Annotated in this window: 19 protein-coding genes; 15 read left to right on the top strand and 4 right to left on the bottom strand. The window is 66.3% G+C overall.

Annotated features, from left to right (window positions below; genetic code table 11):
- Nucleotides 1-60 precede the first annotated feature (60 nt).
- Nucleotides 61-1695, bottom strand: a complete 1635-nt coding sequence (fadD8, locus tag AU197_RS04705; protein WP_502687855.1) for a fatty-acid--CoA ligase FadD8 — start codon at nucleotides 1693-1695, stop codon at nucleotides 61-63.
- A gap of 408 nt (nucleotides 1696-2103) precedes the next feature.
- On the opposite strand from fadD8, the gene AU197_RS04710 reads away from it, so the two are divergent.
- Genes AU197_RS04710 through AU197_RS04765 form a run of 12 tightly spaced genes read left to right on the top strand, consistent with a single transcriptional unit; the run spans nucleotide 2104 to nucleotide 13430 of the window.
- Nucleotides 2104-2943, top strand: a complete 840-nt coding sequence (locus tag AU197_RS04710) for an MlaE family ABC transporter permease (RefSeq protein WP_064401355.1) — start codon at nucleotides 2104-2106, stop codon at nucleotides 2941-2943.
- A gap of 1 nt (nucleotide 2944) precedes the next feature.
- Complete coding sequence (locus AU197_RS04715; protein WP_064401356.1) at nucleotides 2945-3799, top strand: MlaE family ABC transporter permease; 855 nt, start codon at nucleotides 2945-2947, stop codon at nucleotides 3797-3799.
- The gene (locus tag AU197_RS04720; RefSeq protein WP_064401357.1) at nucleotides 3800-5290 is read left to right on the top strand and encodes an MlaD family protein; all 1491 of its coding nucleotides are present in this window, start codon (nucleotides 3800-3802) and stop codon (nucleotides 5288-5290) included.
- Entirely contained in the window at nucleotides 5287-6342 is a 1056-nt protein-coding gene (locus AU197_RS04725; RefSeq protein WP_064401358.1) for an MCE family protein, read from the top strand. Before AU197_RS04720 ends, AU197_RS04725 begins: the two co-directional genes overlap by 4 nt.
- Nucleotides 6335-7381, top strand: a complete 1047-nt coding sequence (locus AU197_RS04730) for an MCE family protein (protein WP_064401359.1) — start codon at nucleotides 6335-6337, stop codon at nucleotides 7379-7381. The genes AU197_RS04725 and AU197_RS04730 overlap by 8 nt, the downstream gene beginning before the upstream one ends.
- A gap of 22 nt (nucleotides 7382-7403) precedes the next feature.
- Entirely contained in the window at nucleotides 7404-8522 is a 1119-nt protein-coding gene (locus AU197_RS04735) for an MCE family protein (RefSeq protein WP_064401360.1), read from the top strand.
- Nucleotides 8522-9829: an MCE family protein gene (locus tag AU197_RS04740; RefSeq protein WP_064401401.1), complete on the top strand. Its 1308-nt coding sequence runs from the start codon at nucleotides 8522-8524 to the stop codon at nucleotides 9827-9829. Before AU197_RS04735 ends, AU197_RS04740 begins: the two co-directional genes overlap by 1 nt.
- Entirely contained in the window at nucleotides 9826-11076 is a 1251-nt protein-coding gene (locus AU197_RS04745; protein ID WP_064401361.1) for an MlaD family protein, read from the top strand. Before AU197_RS04740 ends, AU197_RS04745 begins: the two co-directional genes overlap by 4 nt.
- A 21-nt stretch (nucleotides 11077-11097) precedes the next feature.
- Nucleotides 11098-11760, top strand: coding sequence for an Rv1363c family protein (locus tag AU197_RS04750; RefSeq protein ID WP_082696501.1), 663 nt, complete (start codon nucleotides 11098-11100; stop codon nucleotides 11758-11760).
- Nucleotides 11761-11779: 19 nt separating this feature from the next.
- Nucleotides 11780-12583, top strand: a complete 804-nt coding sequence (locus AU197_RS04755) for a mannan-binding protein (RefSeq protein WP_064401362.1) — start codon at nucleotides 11780-11782, stop codon at nucleotides 12581-12583.
- 2 nt (nucleotides 12584-12585) lie between these two features.
- Nucleotides 12586-13158, top strand: coding sequence for a hypothetical protein (locus AU197_RS04760; protein ID WP_064401363.1), 573 nt, complete (start codon nucleotides 12586-12588; stop codon nucleotides 13156-13158).
- A gap of 17 nt (nucleotides 13159-13175) precedes the next feature.
- Nucleotides 13176-13430, top strand: coding sequence for a DUF3253 domain-containing protein (locus tag AU197_RS04765; protein WP_064401364.1), 255 nt, complete (start codon nucleotides 13176-13178; stop codon nucleotides 13428-13430).
- Nucleotides 13431-13459: 29 nt separating this feature from the next.
- On the opposite strand, the gene AU197_RS04770 is transcribed toward AU197_RS04765, so the two are convergent.
- Entirely contained in the window at nucleotides 13460-13924 is a 465-nt protein-coding gene (locus tag AU197_RS04770) for a YciI family protein (RefSeq protein ID WP_064401365.1), read from the bottom strand.
- Between the two features lie 174 nt (nucleotides 13925-14098).
- Here AU197_RS04770 and AU197_RS04775 point away from each other — a divergent pair, with 174 nt between their 5' ends.
- The 3 genes from AU197_RS04775 to AU197_RS04785 are packed head-to-tail and all read left to right on the top strand — an operon-like array spanning nucleotide 14099 to nucleotide 18476.
- Nucleotides 14099-15286 carry a PA2928 family protein gene (locus AU197_RS04775; protein ID WP_064401366.1) on the top strand — a complete coding sequence of 396 codons (1188 nt, stop codon included), beginning with the start codon at nucleotides 14099-14101 and terminating at the stop codon, nucleotides 15284-15286.
- A complete protein-coding gene (locus tag AU197_RS04780; RefSeq protein ID WP_064401367.1) occupies nucleotides 15276-16880 on the top strand; it encodes an amidohydrolase in 1605 nt (534 codons plus the stop codon). The genes AU197_RS04775 and AU197_RS04780 overlap by 11 nt, the downstream gene beginning before the upstream one ends.
- A gap of 30 nt (nucleotides 16881-16910) precedes the next feature.
- Nucleotides 16911-18476: a long-chain-fatty-acid--CoA ligase gene (locus AU197_RS04785; protein ID WP_064401368.1), complete on the top strand. Its 1566-nt coding sequence runs from the start codon at nucleotides 16911-16913 to the stop codon at nucleotides 18474-18476.
- Here the strand turns inward: AU197_RS04785 and AU197_RS04790 are convergent.
- Both AU197_RS04790 and AU197_RS04795 read right to left on the bottom strand, forming a co-directional pair.
- Nucleotides 18473-19096: an SOUL family heme-binding protein gene (locus AU197_RS04790; protein WP_082696507.1), complete on the bottom strand. Its 624-nt coding sequence runs from the start codon at nucleotides 19094-19096 to the stop codon at nucleotides 18473-18475. The two genes, AU197_RS04785 and AU197_RS04790, sit on opposite strands and share 4 nt — an antisense overlap.
- Complete coding sequence (locus tag AU197_RS04795) at nucleotides 19096-19578, bottom strand: TspO/MBR family protein (RefSeq protein WP_064401370.1); 483 nt, start codon at nucleotides 19576-19578, stop codon at nucleotides 19096-19098. The genes AU197_RS04790 and AU197_RS04795 overlap by 1 nt, the downstream gene beginning before the upstream one ends.
- Nucleotides 19579-19633: the final 55 nt, after the last annotated feature.

A 19633-nucleotide genomic window follows, 5' to 3' on the forward strand; every position in this document is an offset into this window, starting at 1 on the left:
TCTGCTCGCCGACACGCCGCTACCGCATGTACAAGCGCGGTCGCTCGCGCCAACAGAGAACTAGCCGACAGCGCGGTCGCTGCCCTCCCAGAACTGCGCGCGCACCGCCTTCTTGTCCGGCTTGCCCAGCGCGGTCACCGGCACCGAGTCGACGACGATCACCTGCTTGGGCGATTGCACCGAACCCTTGCGCTCCTTGACCGCGGCCTGGATCTCGGAGGTCATCTGAGCGACGGCGGTCTCGGAGCGGTCGACGTCGGGGCGCAGCACGACCACCGCGGTCACCGCCTCACCCCACTTCTCGTCGGGCGTTCCGATCACACACACCTGGGCTACCGACGGGTGTTCGGCCACAACGTCTTCCACCTCGCGGGGGAACACATTGAACCCGCCGGTGACGATCATGTCCTTGGTGCGGTCGACGATGTAGTAGAAGCCCTCGGAGTCCTCGCGGGCCAGATCGCCGGTGTGCATCCAGCCGTCGCGGAACGTCTCGGCCGTCGCCTCCGGCTTGTTCCAGTAGCCACCGGACACCAGCGGGCCGGACACGCAGATTTCACCGACCTCGCCCTGCGGCACCGGGTTACCGTCGCCGTCGAGCAGCGCGACCCGCGCGAAGACCGTCGGACGACCGCACGACGTCAACCGCTTCTCGTCGTGATCACCCTTGGCCAGGTACGTGATCACCATCGGGGCCTCGGACTGGCCGTAGTACTGGGCGAAGATCGGGCCGAACCGGTCGATGGCCTCGCGCAGCCGCACCGGGTTCATCGCCGAGGCTCCGTAGTACACCGTCTCCAGCGACGACAGGTCGCGGGTGCGCGAGTCCGGGTGGTCCATCAACGCATAGATCATCGACGGCACCAGCATCGTCGCGGTGATCTTCTGCTCCTCGATCACCCGCAGCACCTCGGCCGGGTCGAACTTGGTCAGCACGACCAGTTCGCCACCCTTGATGATCGTCGGCACGAAGAACGCCGCGCCGGCGTGCGACAGCGGGGTGCACATCAGAAACTTCGGGCGTTCCGGCCACTCCCACTCGGCCAGCTGGATCGTCGTCATCGTCGTGATCGACTGCACGGTGCCGATCACGCCTTTGGGCTTGCCTGTCGTGCCACCCGTGTAGGCCATGCCGCCGATGTGATCGGGCGGCAGATCCGCGGCCACCAAGGGCTGCGGGGAGTACTTCGCGGCCTCGGCGGTCAGGTCGACGCCGACGCCCTCCAATTCCGGGGGCACCGGCCCGATCGTCAGCACCTGCTTGAGCGCGGGCACCTTCTGCAACAGGCCCTGCGCCCGCTCGACGAACATCGGATTCGGGTCGATGATCAGCGACGTGACCCCGGCGTCGTTCAACACATAGGCGTGGTCGTCCAGGGAACCGAGAGGGTGTAGCGCGGTACGGCGGTAGCCCTGGGTCTGCCCGGCGCCGATGATCATCAGCACCTCCGGCCGGTTCAGCGACAGCAGGCCGGTGGCCGTTCCCGAACCCGCGCCGAGCGCCTCGAACGCCTGGATGTACTGGCTGATGCGCTCGGCGAGCTGTCCGCCGGTGAGCGTGGTGTCCCCGAGGAACAGCACCGGCTTGTCCTTGTTCCGCTTCAGTGCCCCGACGGTGAGGTGGCCGGAATGGATCGGATGGCGCAGCAGGTCACTCATGGCCATCAGACTAGAACGTGTTCCAATTCCAGTCATCAAGTCCCTGGGAATCGACGCACGCAGCCGGCCCTTCAGAACCGCGACGGCAGGCGTCCGCATTCGCGTAGCCACCCGCGACGCGCGGCCGGGTACACCCCCCGGCCGCGGCCCCGGACTGCTTCCCGCCCGGCCACCCGCGGCCTCGAGACGCGAACTGAACGCGAGCTCTGGCTCGTGTCAGCATCTCGGGCGACTGGAAGGGGTGCCGTATCGGACCACGCCGCACACCGAATAAGTTAATGTCCATCCTCATCGGATGAGTGGTGTGGTGACGGGACTCGACGCTGCGGCAAAAAAGCGCCCGCGGCAAACAGGCGGAAAATACTGAATTTTGCTGCGGCAGCCTCAAGGCATGGTGAATGCTGCCGGCAGGGGGTTTGAGCATTAAGTGAACGGCGATTCAGCATGACGGCACGTGGTGACGGAATCGAGGTCATCGGCAACTGGGCCGGCGGTTACGTCAAACGCCATCCCCTGGCTTCCCTCGCGACGGCCGGGGACCAGTTCGTGCTGGGCGTACGCACGGTGCAGTACATGTTCATCGACCTGTTCACCGGACGATTCCAGTGGTGGGAGTTCATTCGCCAGGCCGCGTTCATGGCGGGCACGGCGGTCTTGCCGACGGTCCTCGTGGCGCTGCCCATCGGCGTCACTCTGTCGATTCAGTTCGCGCTCCTGGCCGGTCAGGTCGGGGCCACCTCACTTGCCGGAGCGGCCAGCGGCCTGGCCGTGATCCGGCAGGCGGCATCCCTGACCGCGGCGATTCTGATGGCGGCCGCCGTCGGCTCGGCCATCACCGCAGACCTCGGTTCGCGCAAGATGCGCGAGGAGACCGACGCGATGGAAGTGATGGGCGTGTCGGTGATCCGCCGCCTGGTCGTTCCGCGGTTCGCCGCGGCGATCATGATCGGCGTGGCGCTCACCGGAATGGTGTGCTTCGTCGGATTCCTGGCCAGTTATCTGTTCAACGTCTACTTCCAGAACGGCGCGCCCGGCAGCTTCGTCGCGACGTTCGCCTCGTTCACGACGACCGGCGACATGATCGTGGCGATGGTGAAGGCGGTCATCTTCGGTGCCATCGTCGCCGTGGTGTCCTGCCAGAAGGGGCTGTCCACACAGGGCGGTCCCACCGGCGTCGCGAACTCGGTCAACGCCGCCGTGGTCGAATCGATTCTGATTCTGATGGTCGTCAACGTCGCGATCAGCCAGCTCTACATCATGCTGTTCCCCAGGGTCGGTTTGTGACATGGCGTCGACGTACGTACCCCCGCTGCTCGCGCCCTTTGTCCGCATCTTCGGCAAGGTCGGCCCCCCGATCGGGCGGCTCGGCCACATGCTGGTCTTCTTCGTCCGGGCGATCGTCGCAATCCCGTTGGCGCTTCGGCACTATCGCTCCGAGTTCGTCCGCCTGCTGTCCGATATCGCCTGGGGCAACGGCTCTTTGGTGGTCGGAGGCGGAACCGCCGGAGTCGCGATCGTCCTCGGCGTCACCGTCGGAGCGCTGGTCGGCATCGAGGGTTACAACTTCCTCGACCTGCTCGGCCTTGGTCCCGCCACGGGCATCATCTCCTCGCTGGTCAACACTCGCGAACTCGCGCCGATAGCGTTGTCGCTGGCGTTCGCCACCCAGGCCGGCTGCCGGTTCACCGCGCAGCTGGGGTCGATGCGCATCGCCGAAGAGATCGACGCCCTTGACTCACTGGCGATCCGGCCCATCCCATACCTCGTCACCACCCGCCTGATGGCCTCGGTGATCGCGGTGATCCCGCTCTACGTCGTCTGCCTGGCGGTCAGCTACCTGACCACACAGATCGTGGTGTATGTCATCAGCGGGGGATCGACCGGCTCCTATCTGCACTACTTCACGCTGATGTTGTCGGGCCAGGACATTTTGTATTCGCTTCTCAAGGCGATCGTCTTCGTCTGGATCGCCACGACGATCCAGTGCTACTACGGCTTTTACGCCAGCGGCGGGCCCGAGGGTGTCGGGGTTGCCGCCGGCCATGCCATGCGGGCCAGCATCACCGTGGTGATCATCGTCAACATGCTTCTCACCATGGCGCTGTGGAACGTCGACTCCGGAGCGAGGTTTGGGGGGTAGGTGGCGAATTCCTTTGACTTGGACGGGCGGGGACCCACCGATCGCCAGCTGATCGGCGCCGGCATCGCCGTAGCCGTCGTGCTGGCGGTGATTTCGGTGACCCTGTTGGTCAAGGCGACGGGACGCCTCGATCCGTTCGTGTGCGTCGTGGCGAATCTCGTCAATGTCGGTGACGGACTGCCGCAGCGCTCCGATGTGAAGTACCACGGGGTCCTGGTCGGAGCCGTCGACAGTGTCACCCCGGCCGCACACGGAAATCCGAACTACGTCCACATCAATCTCGATCCGCACTACGCCCGCTCCATACCGGCGAACGTCACGGCGCGGGTGGTGCCCAGCAATGTGTTCGCGGTGTCGTCTGTGCAGCTGGTGGATCCCGCCGGCGGGCCGGCGAATGATCCAAGAAATCAACCCGGGCCGGCGATCAGCGCGGGGGCGCACATTCCGGAAGACACCGAGCTGCCCACCGTGCTGTTTCAGACCACGATCAGCAAGTTGCGCGACGTCCTGGCGGCCACCGGCCGCGGTCGCGAGGACAAGACGGTCGGCATCCTGGCGGCGGTGAACGAGGCCACCGAGGACCGCCGCACCGAACTGCTCACCAGTGGCGCGCAACTGAATCGACTGCTCGATCAGCTCAACGCCATTGTGGCCACCGATCCCGGCCCGACCACGGTCTCGGCGCTCGTCGATGCGACGCGGGGACTGCAGGCCACCGCGCCGGAGCTGATCGACGCGCTGCACATGGCGGTCGAACCGATGCAGACCCTGGTGCAGCAGCGCGCTCAACTCGACGCGCTGATCAGTGGCGGTATGCACACCGTGGGAACTACGCATACAGCACTGAACAACCACACCGACCGGCTCGTCACGACCACCTCGGAGTTGACCCCGGTGATGGGGATTCTTGCCGACACGTCCCACCACTGGCTGCCGGCCTTCATCAAACTGAACGGGTTGTCGGACAAGTTCTTCAACGAGGTCTGGCGGCCCGAGCGCGATGTCGGCAACATGAGGATGAACTTCTCCCTGACCCCGAGCTACACCTACACCCGGGCCGACTGCCCGCGCTACGGGGAACTGAAGGGTCCCAGCTGTTACACCGCGCCCCTGGTGGTGACCCGGCCGGAGTTGCCCGACGTCCTTCTGCCGCAGAACTATCAGCCGCCCAAGGATCTGGCGCCTCCACCGGGCACGGTACTCGGCGAGAACGGAAACCTGATCGCCGTGGGACCGCCGCTGGTGAACCCCAATCCCAGCCTCGCCGACCCGAATCCACCACTGCCACCGTGGATGTCGCCGGCGCCACCGGTGCCGGGAACGGCGAACGACGCGCTGGTGCCGATACCGCCGCCGCCGGTGAACCAATCGCCTGTCGCGCCGGTTGCTCCCAAACCGGGTGATCCGCCCCGGCCGCAGGCACCGCCGCCGGCCGCACCCGCACCCGCACCCCCGCTGCCCGCCGAAGCCGTGATCGGGGGGAACCGATGAAGTATCGAGCCGCACTGGTCGGGCTGTCGCTGTTCATGGTGGTGGCGCTGACGTTGACCTGGCTTGTCTACGTCACGCTGCGCCGGGACGTCGCCGGCTCGACGGTGCCCTACGCCGCGGTGTTCACCGATGTCTTCGGCCTACGCGAGGGTGACGACGTCCGGATGGCCGGCGTCAGGGTGGGTCGGGTGGAAAGCATTGACCTGCAGGGCAAACACGCCAAGGTGTCGTTCGTCGTGCAACGCGACCAGCAGCTGCTCGGCACCACCGTCGCCTCGGTGACCTACCAGAACATCGTCGGGCAGCGATACCTCGGCCTGTCGCTGGGGAACCTGGGATCGCCCGATCCGCTACCCGCCGGCAGCGTCATCCCGGTCGAACAGACCGATCCGTCGTTCGACGTGGGCAGGCTGCTCAACGGGTACGAACCGCTGTTCAGCGTGCTCGACCCGCGGCATGCCGACAACCTCACCAAGGGTGTGATCCAGTCACTGCAGGGCGACGAGGGGTCGATCACCGCGCTGATCGACCAGACCGCGCAGCTGACCGACGCGTTCGCCGGCCGCGACGAGGAACTCGGCGGGGTGATCACCGACCTGAATCTCGTGGTTGCCAACCTCGCCCGACACAACGACGACCTCGACCACATCATCGGTGAAGCACGCTCGGTGGTCTCGACCTTCGACGCGCGACGGCCCCAACTGGTGGATTCGATGGGCTCGATCGCCAAAGTGGTGCGCCAGCTGTCGACGATCTCCGACGAGGTCTACCCCTCGCTGAACGAACTCGTTCAGCGCGAACCGGGTTTCGCCCAGCACATGGTCAAGATCGAACCGCAACTGGCCTTCGTCGGGGCCAATCTGCCGTTGATGCTGAAGGGATTTGCGCGCATCACCGGCGAGGGCACCTACGCCAGCGCCTACGCGTGCAACCTCGACGGCACCGCGTTCTTCCCCGGGCTCAACGACGTGACCCCGATCGTCGTCGACGCGGCCACCCCCGGCAACAAAGCCCGCTACACCCCCAAGTGCAGGAATATGGCCAATGGCTGATCCAACATCCAACGCCGCGCGCAGGCGGCGCCCCCTGGAGAGCTACAGCAAGATCTGGTTGGGAGTCGTTGCCGTCGCGGTGGTTTCGGCTCTCATCGGAGCGCTGATGTTGGTGCGAGTCGCCGACTTCGGGTACCGCCATTACACCGCGCGTTTTCTGCAAGCCGCGGCGCTGCAACCCGGCAATCCGATCACCGTGGCCGGCATCCCGGTGGGCGAGGTGTCGAGCATGGAACTCAAGGGTGACCATGTCGAGGCGGACCTGAAAGTCCGCAACGACGTCGTGCTCGGTGAAGACTCGCGCGCCTCGATCAAGATCACGACGATCCTGGGATCGCGCTACCTCGCGCTGTATCCCGATGGGCCAGGATCGTTGCCCGACGACACTTTCGACCTGACGCACACCGAGGTGCCCTACGACCTGCAGGAGGCGCTGGCCGACGTCACCACCACCTACGAGCAGGTCGACTCCGATCAGTTCGCCGAAACCCTGGCGATTCTGGGCCGCCAGCTGGAGACCCTGCCCCCGGTCGTTCCGCAGGCGTTGGAGAACACCCACACGCTGTCGACGATCATCGCCGAACGCCGCGACCAGTTGGGCGAGCTACTCAAGACGACGGAACTGGTCAGCTCCACGCTGCGTCGCCAGCAGTCCACGATCGGCAGCCTGATGGATCAGGGCAACTCGTTGCTCGGTGAGTTCGTCGCGCGGCGTGCCACGTTCCACGCGATGATGGACGGGCTGACCAACCTGGTGGAGACGTTGAGCAGCATCGTGATCGACGATCGGCCCGAGCTCGAGGAGCTGCTCGACAACCTGCGGGAGCTATCCACTCTGCTCGGCCGAAACGACGGTATGGTGCGCAGCATCCTGCAGTCCGGGGCTGTCGCCCTACGCAACATGACCAACATCACCGGCACCGGCAACGCGATCGACTTCAACGCCTCCAGCGGCCTGCTGGTCGACTCGTGGATGTGCGCAATCAGCGGCCGGGCCAAGCAGTTCGGCATGCTCGAGTACTACCAGGACTGCAAATGATCCAGGCATCCGAGGAGCGAGTGTGAAAAGCACCAGGTCCAAGATCATCGCGGTGGTCGCCGTCGGCCTCGCCGTAGCACTGGCCGCGGCCGTGGTAGTGGTCAAGTTCGCAGTGGATCAGCTCGACACCATCACCGTCACCGCCCAATTCGACAGCGCCGCAGGGTTATACGAGGGCAATGTGGTCGCGGTCCTCGGGATGCCGGTGGGCAAGGTCACCAAGATCACCACCAAGGGTGGTTACGTCGAGGTCGATTTCACCGTCGACAAGGATGTCAAGGTGCCCGCCGACGTCCAGGCCGCCACCATCTCGAACTCGATCCTCACCGATCGCCAGATCGAGTTGACCCCGCCCTACCGCGACGGCCCCACCCTGCAGAACCACGACACCATCGGTTTGAACCGCACCCGGACACCGGTCGAATTCGCCAGGGTCCTCGACGTTCTCGACAAGCTTGCGTTGTCGCTGCACGGTGATGGCAAGGGAGACGGCCCGATCGCCGATGTGGTGGACGCCAGTGCGGCGATCGTCGACGGCAACGGCCAGCAGATGAAGGACGCGCTGGGTGAACTGTCGCATGCGTTGCGGCTCAGCGCCGATCGCGGCACCGTGACCAAGGATCAGCTCACCACCATCGTCCGCAACGTGAGTTCGCTGTCGGAGGCGGCGGCCCGCAACGACTCGATGATGCGGGAGTTCGGTTCGTCCGTGCGGGCACTGAGCCAGATCCTGGCCGACGAGGAACTCGGCAGCGGCACCACCGGTAAGAAGATCAACGAGGTGCTGACCAACACCGGCGAAGTGCTGGAAAAGCACCGGGAATCCATCAAAGACCTCGTCGCCAACGGCGACATCGTGTTGAACACCGCGGTCGACCACGAACGCGATCTGATGGAGTTCCTCGACCTCGCGCCGATGACCCTGGACAACCTCTACAACGTCGCCGACCAGAAGAACGGCGCACTGCGGGTGAAGGTGGTCACCGACAAGGTCCTGTTCGACAACCAGCTGATCAAGGAGGTCTGCAACATGATGGGCCTGCGCCAGCTGGGTTGCAGCACAGGGACGTTGCAGGACTTCGGACCGGATTTCGGGTTGACGTACATGCTCGAGGGGCTCGCGGCAATGGGACAGAAGTGATGACGACCGCCCGGAACCGCCGGCGGCTGGCAGCCGCACTGGCGATGAGCGCGTGCCTTGCCGTCTCCGGCTGCGCCACCGAGGGTCTGTCGAGTCTGCCGCTGCCGGCACCCAGTGTGGGCTCGGGCGGATACCGAGTGACCGCCGTGTTCTCCAACGCACTGAACCTGCCGGCGAACGCCAAGGTGAAACTGGCCGGTGCCGATGTCGGCCAGATGGAGTCGATGGTCGCCCGCAACTACACCGCGGTCACCACGTTGCGCATCATGGACGGCGTGCAGTTGCCGCGGGGCAGTACCGCCGAATTACGTTCTGCGACACCGCTCGGGGACGTGTTCGTGGCGATCAAGCCACCGAGTTTCGTCGAACCGGGTACGCCGCTGCTCAAGGACGGAGACACCATTCCCCTGGAGTCGACGACCGCCGCGGCCACGGTCGAATCGGTGTTGGGTTCGGCCGCGATCCTGGTCAACGGCGGTGCGGTGCGCAACTTCACCAACATCATCAACGGACTCGGTAAGGCGACCGGTGACGAGGGCCAGGCGTTCGGCGCCCTGATCCGCAAGACCAACGACACGCTCGGCACGCTCAACGCGCGTTCGGAGGAGATTTCGACCGCGATGACCGAGACCTCGCGGCTGGCCAACTCGATCGCCGCCAAGAACCAGGTGATCGCCGACGTGATGGCCGAAGCCCGCCCGGCCACCGACACATTGGCGGCACACACCACCCAGATCGCCGATCTCGTTCAACAGCTCGGCGATGTCTCGAACCAGATGCGCAAGTTCCCGTCGATTGCGGGCACCGACACCAGCGGGCGCAGTGTCATCGCGGATGCCAACACCGTTGCGCGCGCGTGGAACGACGTCGCACTGGCTCCCGGCGCCACCCTCTATGCGCTCAATCGGCTGATGCCGCCGTTCCTCAAGACGTTGACCAGCAGCTCGATCGCGCTGGACGCCAGCGTCGACCGATTGGTCCTGGGGTCCATCCCCGACATCGGATACGCCGGCGACCCCGGGCTACACGGTCCCAAGCGCCACGATTGGCATCAGCTGGTGGGCACGCTGCAGTACACGCTGTTTCGGTTGCAGGAGCGGGTCGTCGGCAGGGGGCCCGGGGTACCGCAGGTCCCGGTGATCCCCAGCCCGACGGAACCCGGTGAGATCATCGTGGCGCCCCAGCACGGGCCCCAGCAGGCTGCCGCCCCCGGCCAAGCTCCGCCCGCCGCCCCTGGCCAAGCTCCGCCGGTCGCTTCCCAAGCGCCGCCGTCGCCGGCCCCGCTGCCCGCCGAGGCTCCACGATGATCACCGGTGCCGCCGACCGGATCGTCGGCCTCGTCCGGTTCGGTTACCGTCGCCGGGCCTGGTTGTCGGCGCTGGCGTTGGTCATGACGCTCGTGGTGGCGACCGCATATCTGTTGTTCGGTGCGCTGCAGGTGAATCCGCTCGCGTCGACGTACCGGCTCACCGTCGAACTGCCGGCTTCGGCCGGGTTGTTGCCCAACCAGGATGTGACGCTGCGGGGAGTACGGATCGGCCGCGTGGAACGGCTCGACATCACGCCCGGCGGCGTCAACGCGGTCGTGACCGTCAACTCAACGACGCAGATCCCGAAATCGTCCGCCGTGCGGGTCTCGGGGCTGTCACCGGCCGGCGAGCAGTACATCGACTTCGTCCCCGACGAGCAGACGGGTCCGTTCCTCGCAGACGGCGCAGTGGTCGGGCAGGGCAAGGCCACGATCCCGGTGAGCCTGGCCGAGCTGCTCGCCAACGCCGACGGGGCGCTGGCCCAGGCGGACACCGAGAAGCTCGAACTCATCAGACGAGAACTCAGTCTCAGCGAAGCCGGTCCGCAGAAGCTGGCCGACATCGTCGACGGCGGCACCTTCCTGCTGTCCACCCTCGATTCGGTCCTGCCCGAGACGAGTTCCCTGCTGCGGACCAGCCAGGTGGTGTTCACCCTCGCCGCCGACAAGAACGCCGGAATAGGCGTTGCCTCAGACAATCTCAGTGAGAGTTTCGTCGGGATCAACAAGATGCGCGACGGCTATCGTCGGCTCACCGACCAGACCCCTGGCGTCCTGAACCACGTCGACAACCTGTTCGTCGACAACTCCGACACCATGGTGCAGTTACTGGGCAATCTGAGCACCACGTCCCGATTGCTCTACCTGCGGGTGCCGGCGCTGAACGCACTGTTCCCGAAACACCGCACATCGGTGCTCGACGCACTCGGCGCGGCGATGCACAGCGGCGGACTGTGGGGAACCGCCGAGATCTATCCGCGCTACACATGCGATTACGGCACGCCCAAGCTGCCGCCGTCGAATGCCGACTACCCCGAACCGTTCATGTACACCTACTGCCGCGACGACCACCCCGGAGTACTGGTGCGCGGGGCGAAGAACGCACCACGGCCGGCCGGAGACGATACCGCCGGGCCACCCCCGGGTGCCGACCTCGGCCGACAGATGGACCCAACCCCGAAGGGGCGCTACACGATTCCGACGCCCTACGGTGGCCCGACGCTTCCGATCGAGCCGCCCCGCTGATCGACGCCTATCCGTGAGGAGATGACGATGCCCGTGAGTACCGACCGAGACCACGAGACCGACAAGCCCGACGCCGCCGACCCGACGCCGGAAGCCGATACCACGGTCGAGTCCGACGCCGCCGAAGCCGATGCCAAGGCTGCCGAGAGCAGCGCCGACGACGGCTCCGACGACGACGACTTCAACGGCGAAGGCACCGCACGCAACTGGCGCCGCCCGGTGCTGCGCGGGGCGCTGGTCCTGGCGTTCGTGGTGCTGCTCGGCGCAACCGGGTTCCTGGGTTGGCAACTGTGGCAGGAGCGGCAGATCGCGCAGGCGGGCGAACAGGCCCGAGTGGCAGCGGTGACCTACGCGCAGATCCTGACGAGCATCGACTCGGCGAAGGTCGACGAGAACTTCGATGCGGTGCTCGACGGGGCGACCGGCGAGTTCAAGGACATGTACTCACAGTCCAGCAGCCAACTGCGCCAGTTGCTGATCGACAACAAGGCGTCCGCGCACGGGGTGGTGCTCGAATCGGCGGTCCAGTCGGCGACCAAAGAAAAGGCGGTCGTGCTGCTGTTCGTCGACCAGTCCGTCACCAACACCAACGTGCCCGATCCGCGCATCGACCGCAGCCGCATCAAGATGACGATGGAGAACGTCGACGGACGTTGGCGGGCAAGCAAAGTCGAATTGCCGTGAGGACGTGGGGAGACGTGAGATGCGCCTGCTGAGCTCGGCACTGGCCGCGGTGACCGTGATTTCCGCGGCGGTGGCCGTCGCACCCGCCGCCTCCGCGTCGGCGCCCTCGTTCTGCGCGGAGCTCGGCGGGCATTGGGACGGGCAGTTCTGCAGCACGTCGGTGGTCTCGGAGCGCAAAGCGACGCGCAACATCAAGATGGCGTTGCCCGGCGATCTGGTGGACAACCCCACGATCCGGGAGTACCTGACCAACCTGATGAACAACTGGCGCGACGCCGCGAAGTTGACGGTCCACGACAGTTTCGGTGAGCAGCACTTCCAGATATTTCAGCACGGCGGCGCGATGACGGTCGTCTTCCACGAGATGTACTCGGGGACAGTCGGTACCGACGCCCTCGCGCACCCGAACGCGCCGATCATAAGCGACGCCTACCGCACCTTCACCTTCGCCGGTGGTCGGCGGCTGCAGTTGGCCGACCTGTTCAAACCGGGCGTCGACCACATGACCGAGATCCCGCTCCTGGGCGAGCCGTTCATCGTCGCCGCACTCGACGCCGCACCGCCGCCGCACCAGTCCGGCACCTATCCGTTCACCCCGGACCGCTGGACCCCGGACAAGGTCTACTCCGGTGCGTACAAAGCGTGGGCGCTCACTCCAGATGAACTGATCCTCTACATGCCGGACTACCCGGTGGCCCGGGACCGGCCGATCAACTTCAGCCCGGGGCTCCCGCAGTGGGCGATGGACGGCGGCACCGTGCAGGCCCACATCCCGCTGTCGGCGCTCGCGCCGATCCTGCGCCCCGAATTCGGCGGTACCTGAGCATGATTCGGGCGCTTGCCGCGATACTGGTCGGATTGCTGTTGTTCGCACCGGTGATCCGGGCCGAACCCGCCGCCCCGACGCTGCCGGTGTTCACACCGCATCCGTCGGATTGGCAGCCCGATTACACCGTGTTCCCGTACAACCTGTGGCAGATCCGGGTCACGCCGGAGCAGATCACGGCGATGCGTGATTCATGCCAGTGGTTCAACGCGCAGTACGAACAGCTGATGGGCCAGGTCTACGGGTTTCAGCGTTTCCTCGCCGATCAGGGCGACGACTGGACGCGGCCCGGGGTCAGCCAGGCGGGGGACATCGTCGCAGCCAACCTCGACCAGTCCGCCGCATTCCTCGACCCCCGCGCACACACATTGTTCATCATCAACTACCCGGACCAGAGCGAGTATTCGCCGGTGTTTCATGGGGATTCGATCTACCGGTTGTGGTTTCAGTTCACTCAGATCAGCGACAAGATCAAGAAGCAGATGCCGTCGGGGCAGATCAACGCCAACATCGCGACCGCCAACGTCTACGGCAGCGTGATCCGCGACTCCGGGGTCTGCGCCGGCGCGTAACGCGTAGGGTTCGGCCGGTGAGCACCGATGCCCGGCAGCGGCTCCGCGAGACGATCCTGAGGCTCTCCCGCGAGCGCGGCCCGCACAAGACGATCTGCCCGTCGGATGCGGCTCGCGCCGTCGGCGGCGACGCCTGGCGCGACCTGATGGACGACGCCCGCGAGGCCGCCCGCGCCCTCGCCCGCGACGGCGACGTCGAGATCACCCAGAAGGGTGAGGTGCTCGACCCGAAGGGCGAGTGGCGCGGACCCATCCGGATCCGCGCCACCTAGCGACCGTCGCCTTCGCGCTCAGCAAGGACTCACGCCAACTTGTCGGCCTCGGCCCGTGCCTGCGCCGCGACCTTCTCCGCCAGCTCGGCCTTCCACTGGATCTCCTTCTTGATCCAGGGGTTGTCCTGCGGGAACTGGTCGGTCTCGCCGACCAGCCGGACCTCGAGCTTCACGCCGGGCCCCAGTGGGCACTTCTGGGCCCACTGCTTGGCCTCCTCCTTTGAGGAGACGTCGATGATCCAGAAGCCGTTGAACAGCTCCTTGGCCTCGGTGTACGGGCCGTCGGTCACCACCGGCGGGTCGGAGTCGAAGTCGACGACGAAGCCGTCCTCCGGCCCGGTCAGGCCCTCGCCGGCGAGCATCACACCGGCCTTGATCAACTCCTCGTTGTAGCGGCCCATCGACTCGATGACCTCGTTGAAGTCCACGTTGGCGTCGGCGAACGCAGCTTCGGCCTCGGGGGTGACCCGCATGATCAGCATGTATCGCGCCATTTGTCTGTCTCCTTCTAGTCGCTTCTGACGGGGCGGGTTTTCGCGCCCTCACGACTACGTCGAACGGGCTCTCACTGGATTCGACACGGGCCGCACGAATTTTTCATCGGAGTTTTGGGAGATTCCTCATCACCGAGCCAGAGCGGGCTTAGACCGGGTCGCTGACAATCGGTCATGGGTATCGCACGTTCGCTCGGATTCGCCGTGGTGGTGGTCGGCGCCCTGCTCGGGATGTACGCCGTCCCGCGGGTGCTCGGCGATCCGATGCCCAGTGTCGGCCCCGTCGTGGGCTTCGCCACCGTCGCCGGTCACCCCGCCGTGCTGGCGGCGTACGGCCGCACCGGCGGTGTGCGCTCGGCACCATTCGGTACCGACGACGTATGGCAGGAGCGTTTGGCCGCGGTGTCGCTTCACACCGGCGAACTGCTGTGGGATGTCCAGTTGCACGGCAAGAGCGGCTGGGAACGGGCCGTACTCGCCGTCGCCGACGGCCTCGCTTACGTCGCCACCGACTACGGATTGTCGATCGTTGCCGTCGAGGACGGTCGGATCGTCATGCAGAACGACCAGATCCCCGGTCTGGGCAACGATTACGTGCAGGCCTACATGGCTTACCACGTCGACCCGGACCTCGGCGCTGTCATCGCGCTGACCCAGTCGGGCGCCGTCGTCCACATCCCGCTGGGCACAACCGAAGCCACGCCTACGCCCCACGATGTGGCCGACAACTGGCGCGGCACACTGCTCGCCGACGCGGCGCCCACGCGCGACGCGGCATTCGAGATGATCGACGTCGACCCAACGGCCACGCCGAAGCGCATGGCGCTTCCCGACGGCGGCGCGGTGCACCTGTCCCGGCAGACGGGCGTGTTGACCCGCGAATGGCCCGACGGACGCACCGAGGTGCTCACCCGCATCCACGATGTGACCCGCCCCGAACTCGTCTACGAGATCGTGCGCACCCCTGCGGCGCTCGCCACCGCAGAACAACTCGCCGAAGGCACAGACATGTTCACGAAGCACCACTCGGCCGCAGCGCCACTGGGTACCGTGAGCGGCGTGGTGCTCGTGCGCGGCGACGACCCGAACGCCGATGGGCGAGAGTCACTTTTGCTGATCGACATCGGGTCGGGGGAAACGATGGCGGTGGTGGCTGACCTCGATGACGTCAAGCGGGTGACCGCCACGCCCGACGGGGACATCCTCGTCGTCGCGACGCCCACCCCGCCCGCCTTCGAGCCTTCCAACGACAACCGTCTGATCGTGCTGCGGCCCGACGGCCGGGTCACATCGACCGATCTCGGGCTGACCGACTTCTGGGGCCGTACCAAAGCCGACACGAGGAGCAGCGATGCCCGCTGACCTGATCATCCGTGGAACCATCCTGACGGTCGACGAAAGCCGGCCGACCGCGGAGGCGCTCGCGGTGAGCGACGGCCGCATCGTCGCCGTGGGCAGCGGCAACGAGATCGACGGCTGGATCGGCCCCGAGACCGAGATCCGCGACGTGGACGGGTGCGTGATGCCAGGATTCGTCGAGGCGCACGGCCATCCGCTGATGGAGGCCATCGTGCTGTCCGAGCGGATGGTCGACATCCGGCCGGTCACACTGCCCAAGGCCGACGACGTGGTCGCCGCCATCAAGACCGAGGTTGCCAACCGCGGCCCCGAGGGTGCATACCTCAACGGCTGGGATCCGCTGCTGCAGACGGGCTTACCGGCGCCGACGTTGGCCTGGCTCGACGACGTCGCCCCCGACACCCCGTTGGTGATCGTGCACAACTCGGGGCACAAGGCCTACTTCAACAGCGCCACCGCCCGACGTTTCGGCCTCACCCGCGACACCCCCGACCCCAAAGGCGCGCGGTACGGCCGCGACGCCGATGGTGAGCTCGACGGCACCGCCGAGGAGACCGCCGCGGTGTTCAGCCTGCTGGCGGGCGTGATCGATCCCGCCGACTATCCGGCGATGCTGCACGCCGAACTGCAGCGGCTCAACGCCGCCGGGCTGACCACCTGCTCGGAGATGGCCTTCGACCCGGTGTTCCGTCCGGTGGTCGATGCGCTGCGCGACGAACTGAGCGTGCGGCTGCGACTCTACGAGATCTCCAATGCCCAGATGTCCACCGACGCGACCCCGGGCGCCGGCGACGACCTGCTCCGTCAAGTCGGGATCAAGATCTGGGTCGACGGGTCACCGTGGGTCGGCAACATCGACCTGTCCTTTCCGTACTTGGACACCGACGCCACGCGCACCATCGGCGTCGCACCAGGATCCTGCGGACACGCCAACTACACCCGCGAGCAGCTCACCGAGATCGTGCACGCCTACTTCCCCAAGGGCTGGGCGATGGCCTGCCACGTGCATGGTGACTCGGGCGTCGACACCATCCTCGACGTCTACGAAGAAGCGTTGCGGCGCTGGCCCCGTGACGATCACCGGCTGCGGCTCGAGCACGTCGGCGCCATCCGCGACGATCAGCTGCAACGCGCGCACGACCTCGGCGTCGTCTGCAGCGTGTTCGTCGACCAGATCCACTACTGGGGCGACATCATCGTCGACGGGTTGTTCGGCACCGAACACGGAAGCCGTTGGATGCCATGCGGATCCGCGGTCGCCACGGGTATGCGGATTTCGCTGCACAACGATCCGCCGGTCACCCCCGAAGAACCCCTGCGCAACATCAGCGTCGCGGCCACCCGCACGGCGCCGAGCGGGCGGGTGATCGGCCCGGAGCAGCGGATCTCCGTCGAGCAGGCGATCCGGGCGCAGACAGTGGACGCGGCCTACCAGCTGTTCGCCGACGATGTGGTCGGCTCGCTTGAAGTGGGCAAGTACGCCGACATGGTGGTGCTGTCGGCCGACCCGCGCACGGTGGCGCCCGAGGAGATCGCCGATCTGCAGGTGCAGGCCACGTATCTGGCCGGCCGACAGGTTTACCGCAAAGGCGACTGACCAGACCACGTCGGTCGCTAGGCTTCCCCCATGTCTGACCTGCATGACCCGCGATTCCTCGACGAACGGCTCGCGCATTGGGCCGAAACCAAGCCCGACGCCGAGGCGATGACCTTCCTCGACCGCACCTGGACGTGGTCGGAATGGAACGACCGGGTCCGCCGCCTGGCGGGCGCGTTGCAGCAGCGCGGTATCAAACGCGGTGACGTGGTGGCCTTCCTCGACAAGAACCACCCGGCCTGCGTCGAATTGACCATCGCCGCCGCGTCGTTGGGCGCGGCAACGGCGATCATCAACTTCCGGCTGGCCGCCGATGAGATCGACTACGTGCTCACCGACTCGGGAGCCAAGCTGTTGATCGTGGGCACGGAGTTGAAGCCGACGATCGACAAGATCCGCGACAAGCTCACCCACGTCGAACACCTCATCGAGGTGACGCCCGACGGCGGTGACGGTGACGAGTACGAGGCGCTGCTCACCGACGCGACACCGGTCGGGCGCGCCGACGATGTTCAGCCCGACGACGTGGCGATCATCATGTACTCATCGGGCACGACGGGACGCCCGAAGGGCGTGCAGATCACGCAGGCCAACCTGATCGCGCACACCATCAACGCGCACAACGGCTGGGGCTTCGACGAGGGCGACAAGAGCATGGTGTCGATGCCGCTGTTCCATGTCGGCGGATCGTCCTACGTGCAGTTCAGCATTCACGACGGTGTACCGACGGTGATGACACGCGAAGTCGATGGCGCCGCGCTGGCCGGCGCAATCCTCAACGGCGCCAACCGAACCTTCCTGGTGCCCGCGGTGCTGGCCAAGGTGCTGGAATCCGGCGAGGATGCGGTCAAGTTGTTCGGGGCCCTGAAGACGTACGTGTACGGCGCGTCGCCGATGCCGCTGCCGCTGCTGCGCGCGGCGTTGGAGGCCTGGCCGAACACCGATTTCATTCAGGTGTACGGGCTGACCGAGGTGTGCGGGGTGATCAGCCAACTGCTGCCCGAGGACCACCGCTCGGGCACCGAGGAACGGCTGGTCAGCGCGGGCCGGGTCATCCCGGGCGCCGAGGTCCGGGTGGTCGACCCGGACACGCTGAAGGACGTAGCGGCAGGTGAGCAGGGCGAATTGTGGTTCCGCACACCGCAACTGATGAAGGGATACCACAACAAACCCGAGGCGACGGCGGAGGCGATCACCGATGACGGCTGGTTCCGCACCGGAGACATCGGCCGCATCGACTCCGACGGTTATATTTTCGTCGAGGACCGCCTCAAAGACATGATCATCTCCGGCGGTGAGAACATCTACTCCATCGAGGTCGAGCGCGTCATCGCCGAGCATCCCGCGGTGACCGACGTCGCGGTGATCGGCGTGCCCGACGAGAAGTGGGGCGAGGTGGTCAAGGCCGTTGTTTCGGTCGAGGATTCGGTGTCACCGGACGACCTCATCGCGTGGTGCCGCGAACGGCTAGCGGCCTACAAGTGCCCGAAGACGGTCGACATCACCGACGAGTTGCCGCGCAATCCGACGGGCAAGATCCTGAAAAAGGAGCTGCGCAAGCCGTACTGGGAGGGCCGCGACCGCGCGACGGTCTAGTCGGTGGGCCGCACCGGGATCGCGATCTCGTTGCGGCGGCGGAACGGCAGCGTCCACGGCGGGTCGTAGAACCAGGACTGCGGCGGCCCAACGGCCTCGATCCCGTTGGCGCGCAGTGTCTCCGAGAGGTCGCGGGTGCGCTCGGCGACGGCGCGGGGGCTGCGGTCGCCGGTGAACCGCAGCACCGCGACCGTTTCTCCCGGCACCTCCACCAACCGCACCTTCTCGTCGTCCGGAGTGGGCAGCGTGTCCATCGTCCACTTCGACGGCATGTAGAAGCGGATCGTCGAGTTCTCGCCGTCGCGGGCTTGCGCGACCGGCGCCGTCATCGCGATCTTCTCGCGCGACTGCTGACTGACGGGGGCGGTCATCGCGATCGTCTCGTCGCGGTGGTTGCCGCCGAAGATATAGCCCGCAAGGCGCCGGAACCCGATGTTTCTGGCGCGGTCCTCATCGGCGCTCACGGTGGTTTCGGCGGCGATGCGGGGACCGTACCGGCGGATCTCCACTCGGGGAGAGAGTTGCGTGGCCAGATAGTGGGGCTCTTCGGTGCCCACCCGGATCCCGACCATCGAGAACACCGACTCCGCGACCTGGCGCGGGATCTCCAATAGCCGCATCATCGTCGGTTCAGGTACCAGATGTGCGACGACAGCGCGGTCGCGAACGCACACCAGAGCGGATACAACGCCAGCGGCGCAGCCTGGGCGCCGCGCACCTGCACGGCACGGCGGGTCAGGTCCGCGCTGCTGACCGCCAGCGCGCCGGCCGCCACCGCCGACGTGCCGAGCTTGCCCTGGTTGAAGAACAACCACGACCAGCTGCCGTTGAGCACCAGGTTCACCCCGAGCGCGGCGAGGTAGCGCCGACGTTCGCGCGTCTGACCGCGGCGCTCGAGTTCGTCGAGGGTCGCCGCCGAGGTCACGGCGATATCGGCGTACAAAATGGGCCATACGATCGGAAACGCCTGCCGCGGTGGCTGATACGGCGGCTTGCGCAGCCTGGCATACCAGAGGGACTGCGAGTCCTTGCTGGCAAGGCCACCGGCAACCGCCGTCGCCGTCACCGCAAGCGCCGAGGGCACCAAGGTCTTCAGTTGCACCGTGTACTCCTACTACGAATCACAATTAGTTAAGCAACTGAAAGGTAGCCGGATT

The organism is Mycobacterium sp. IS-1590, from assembly GCF_001500025.1.
In the GTDB taxonomy this organism is placed as follows: Bacteria; Actinomycetota; Actinomycetes; order Mycobacteriales; family Mycobacteriaceae; genus Mycobacterium.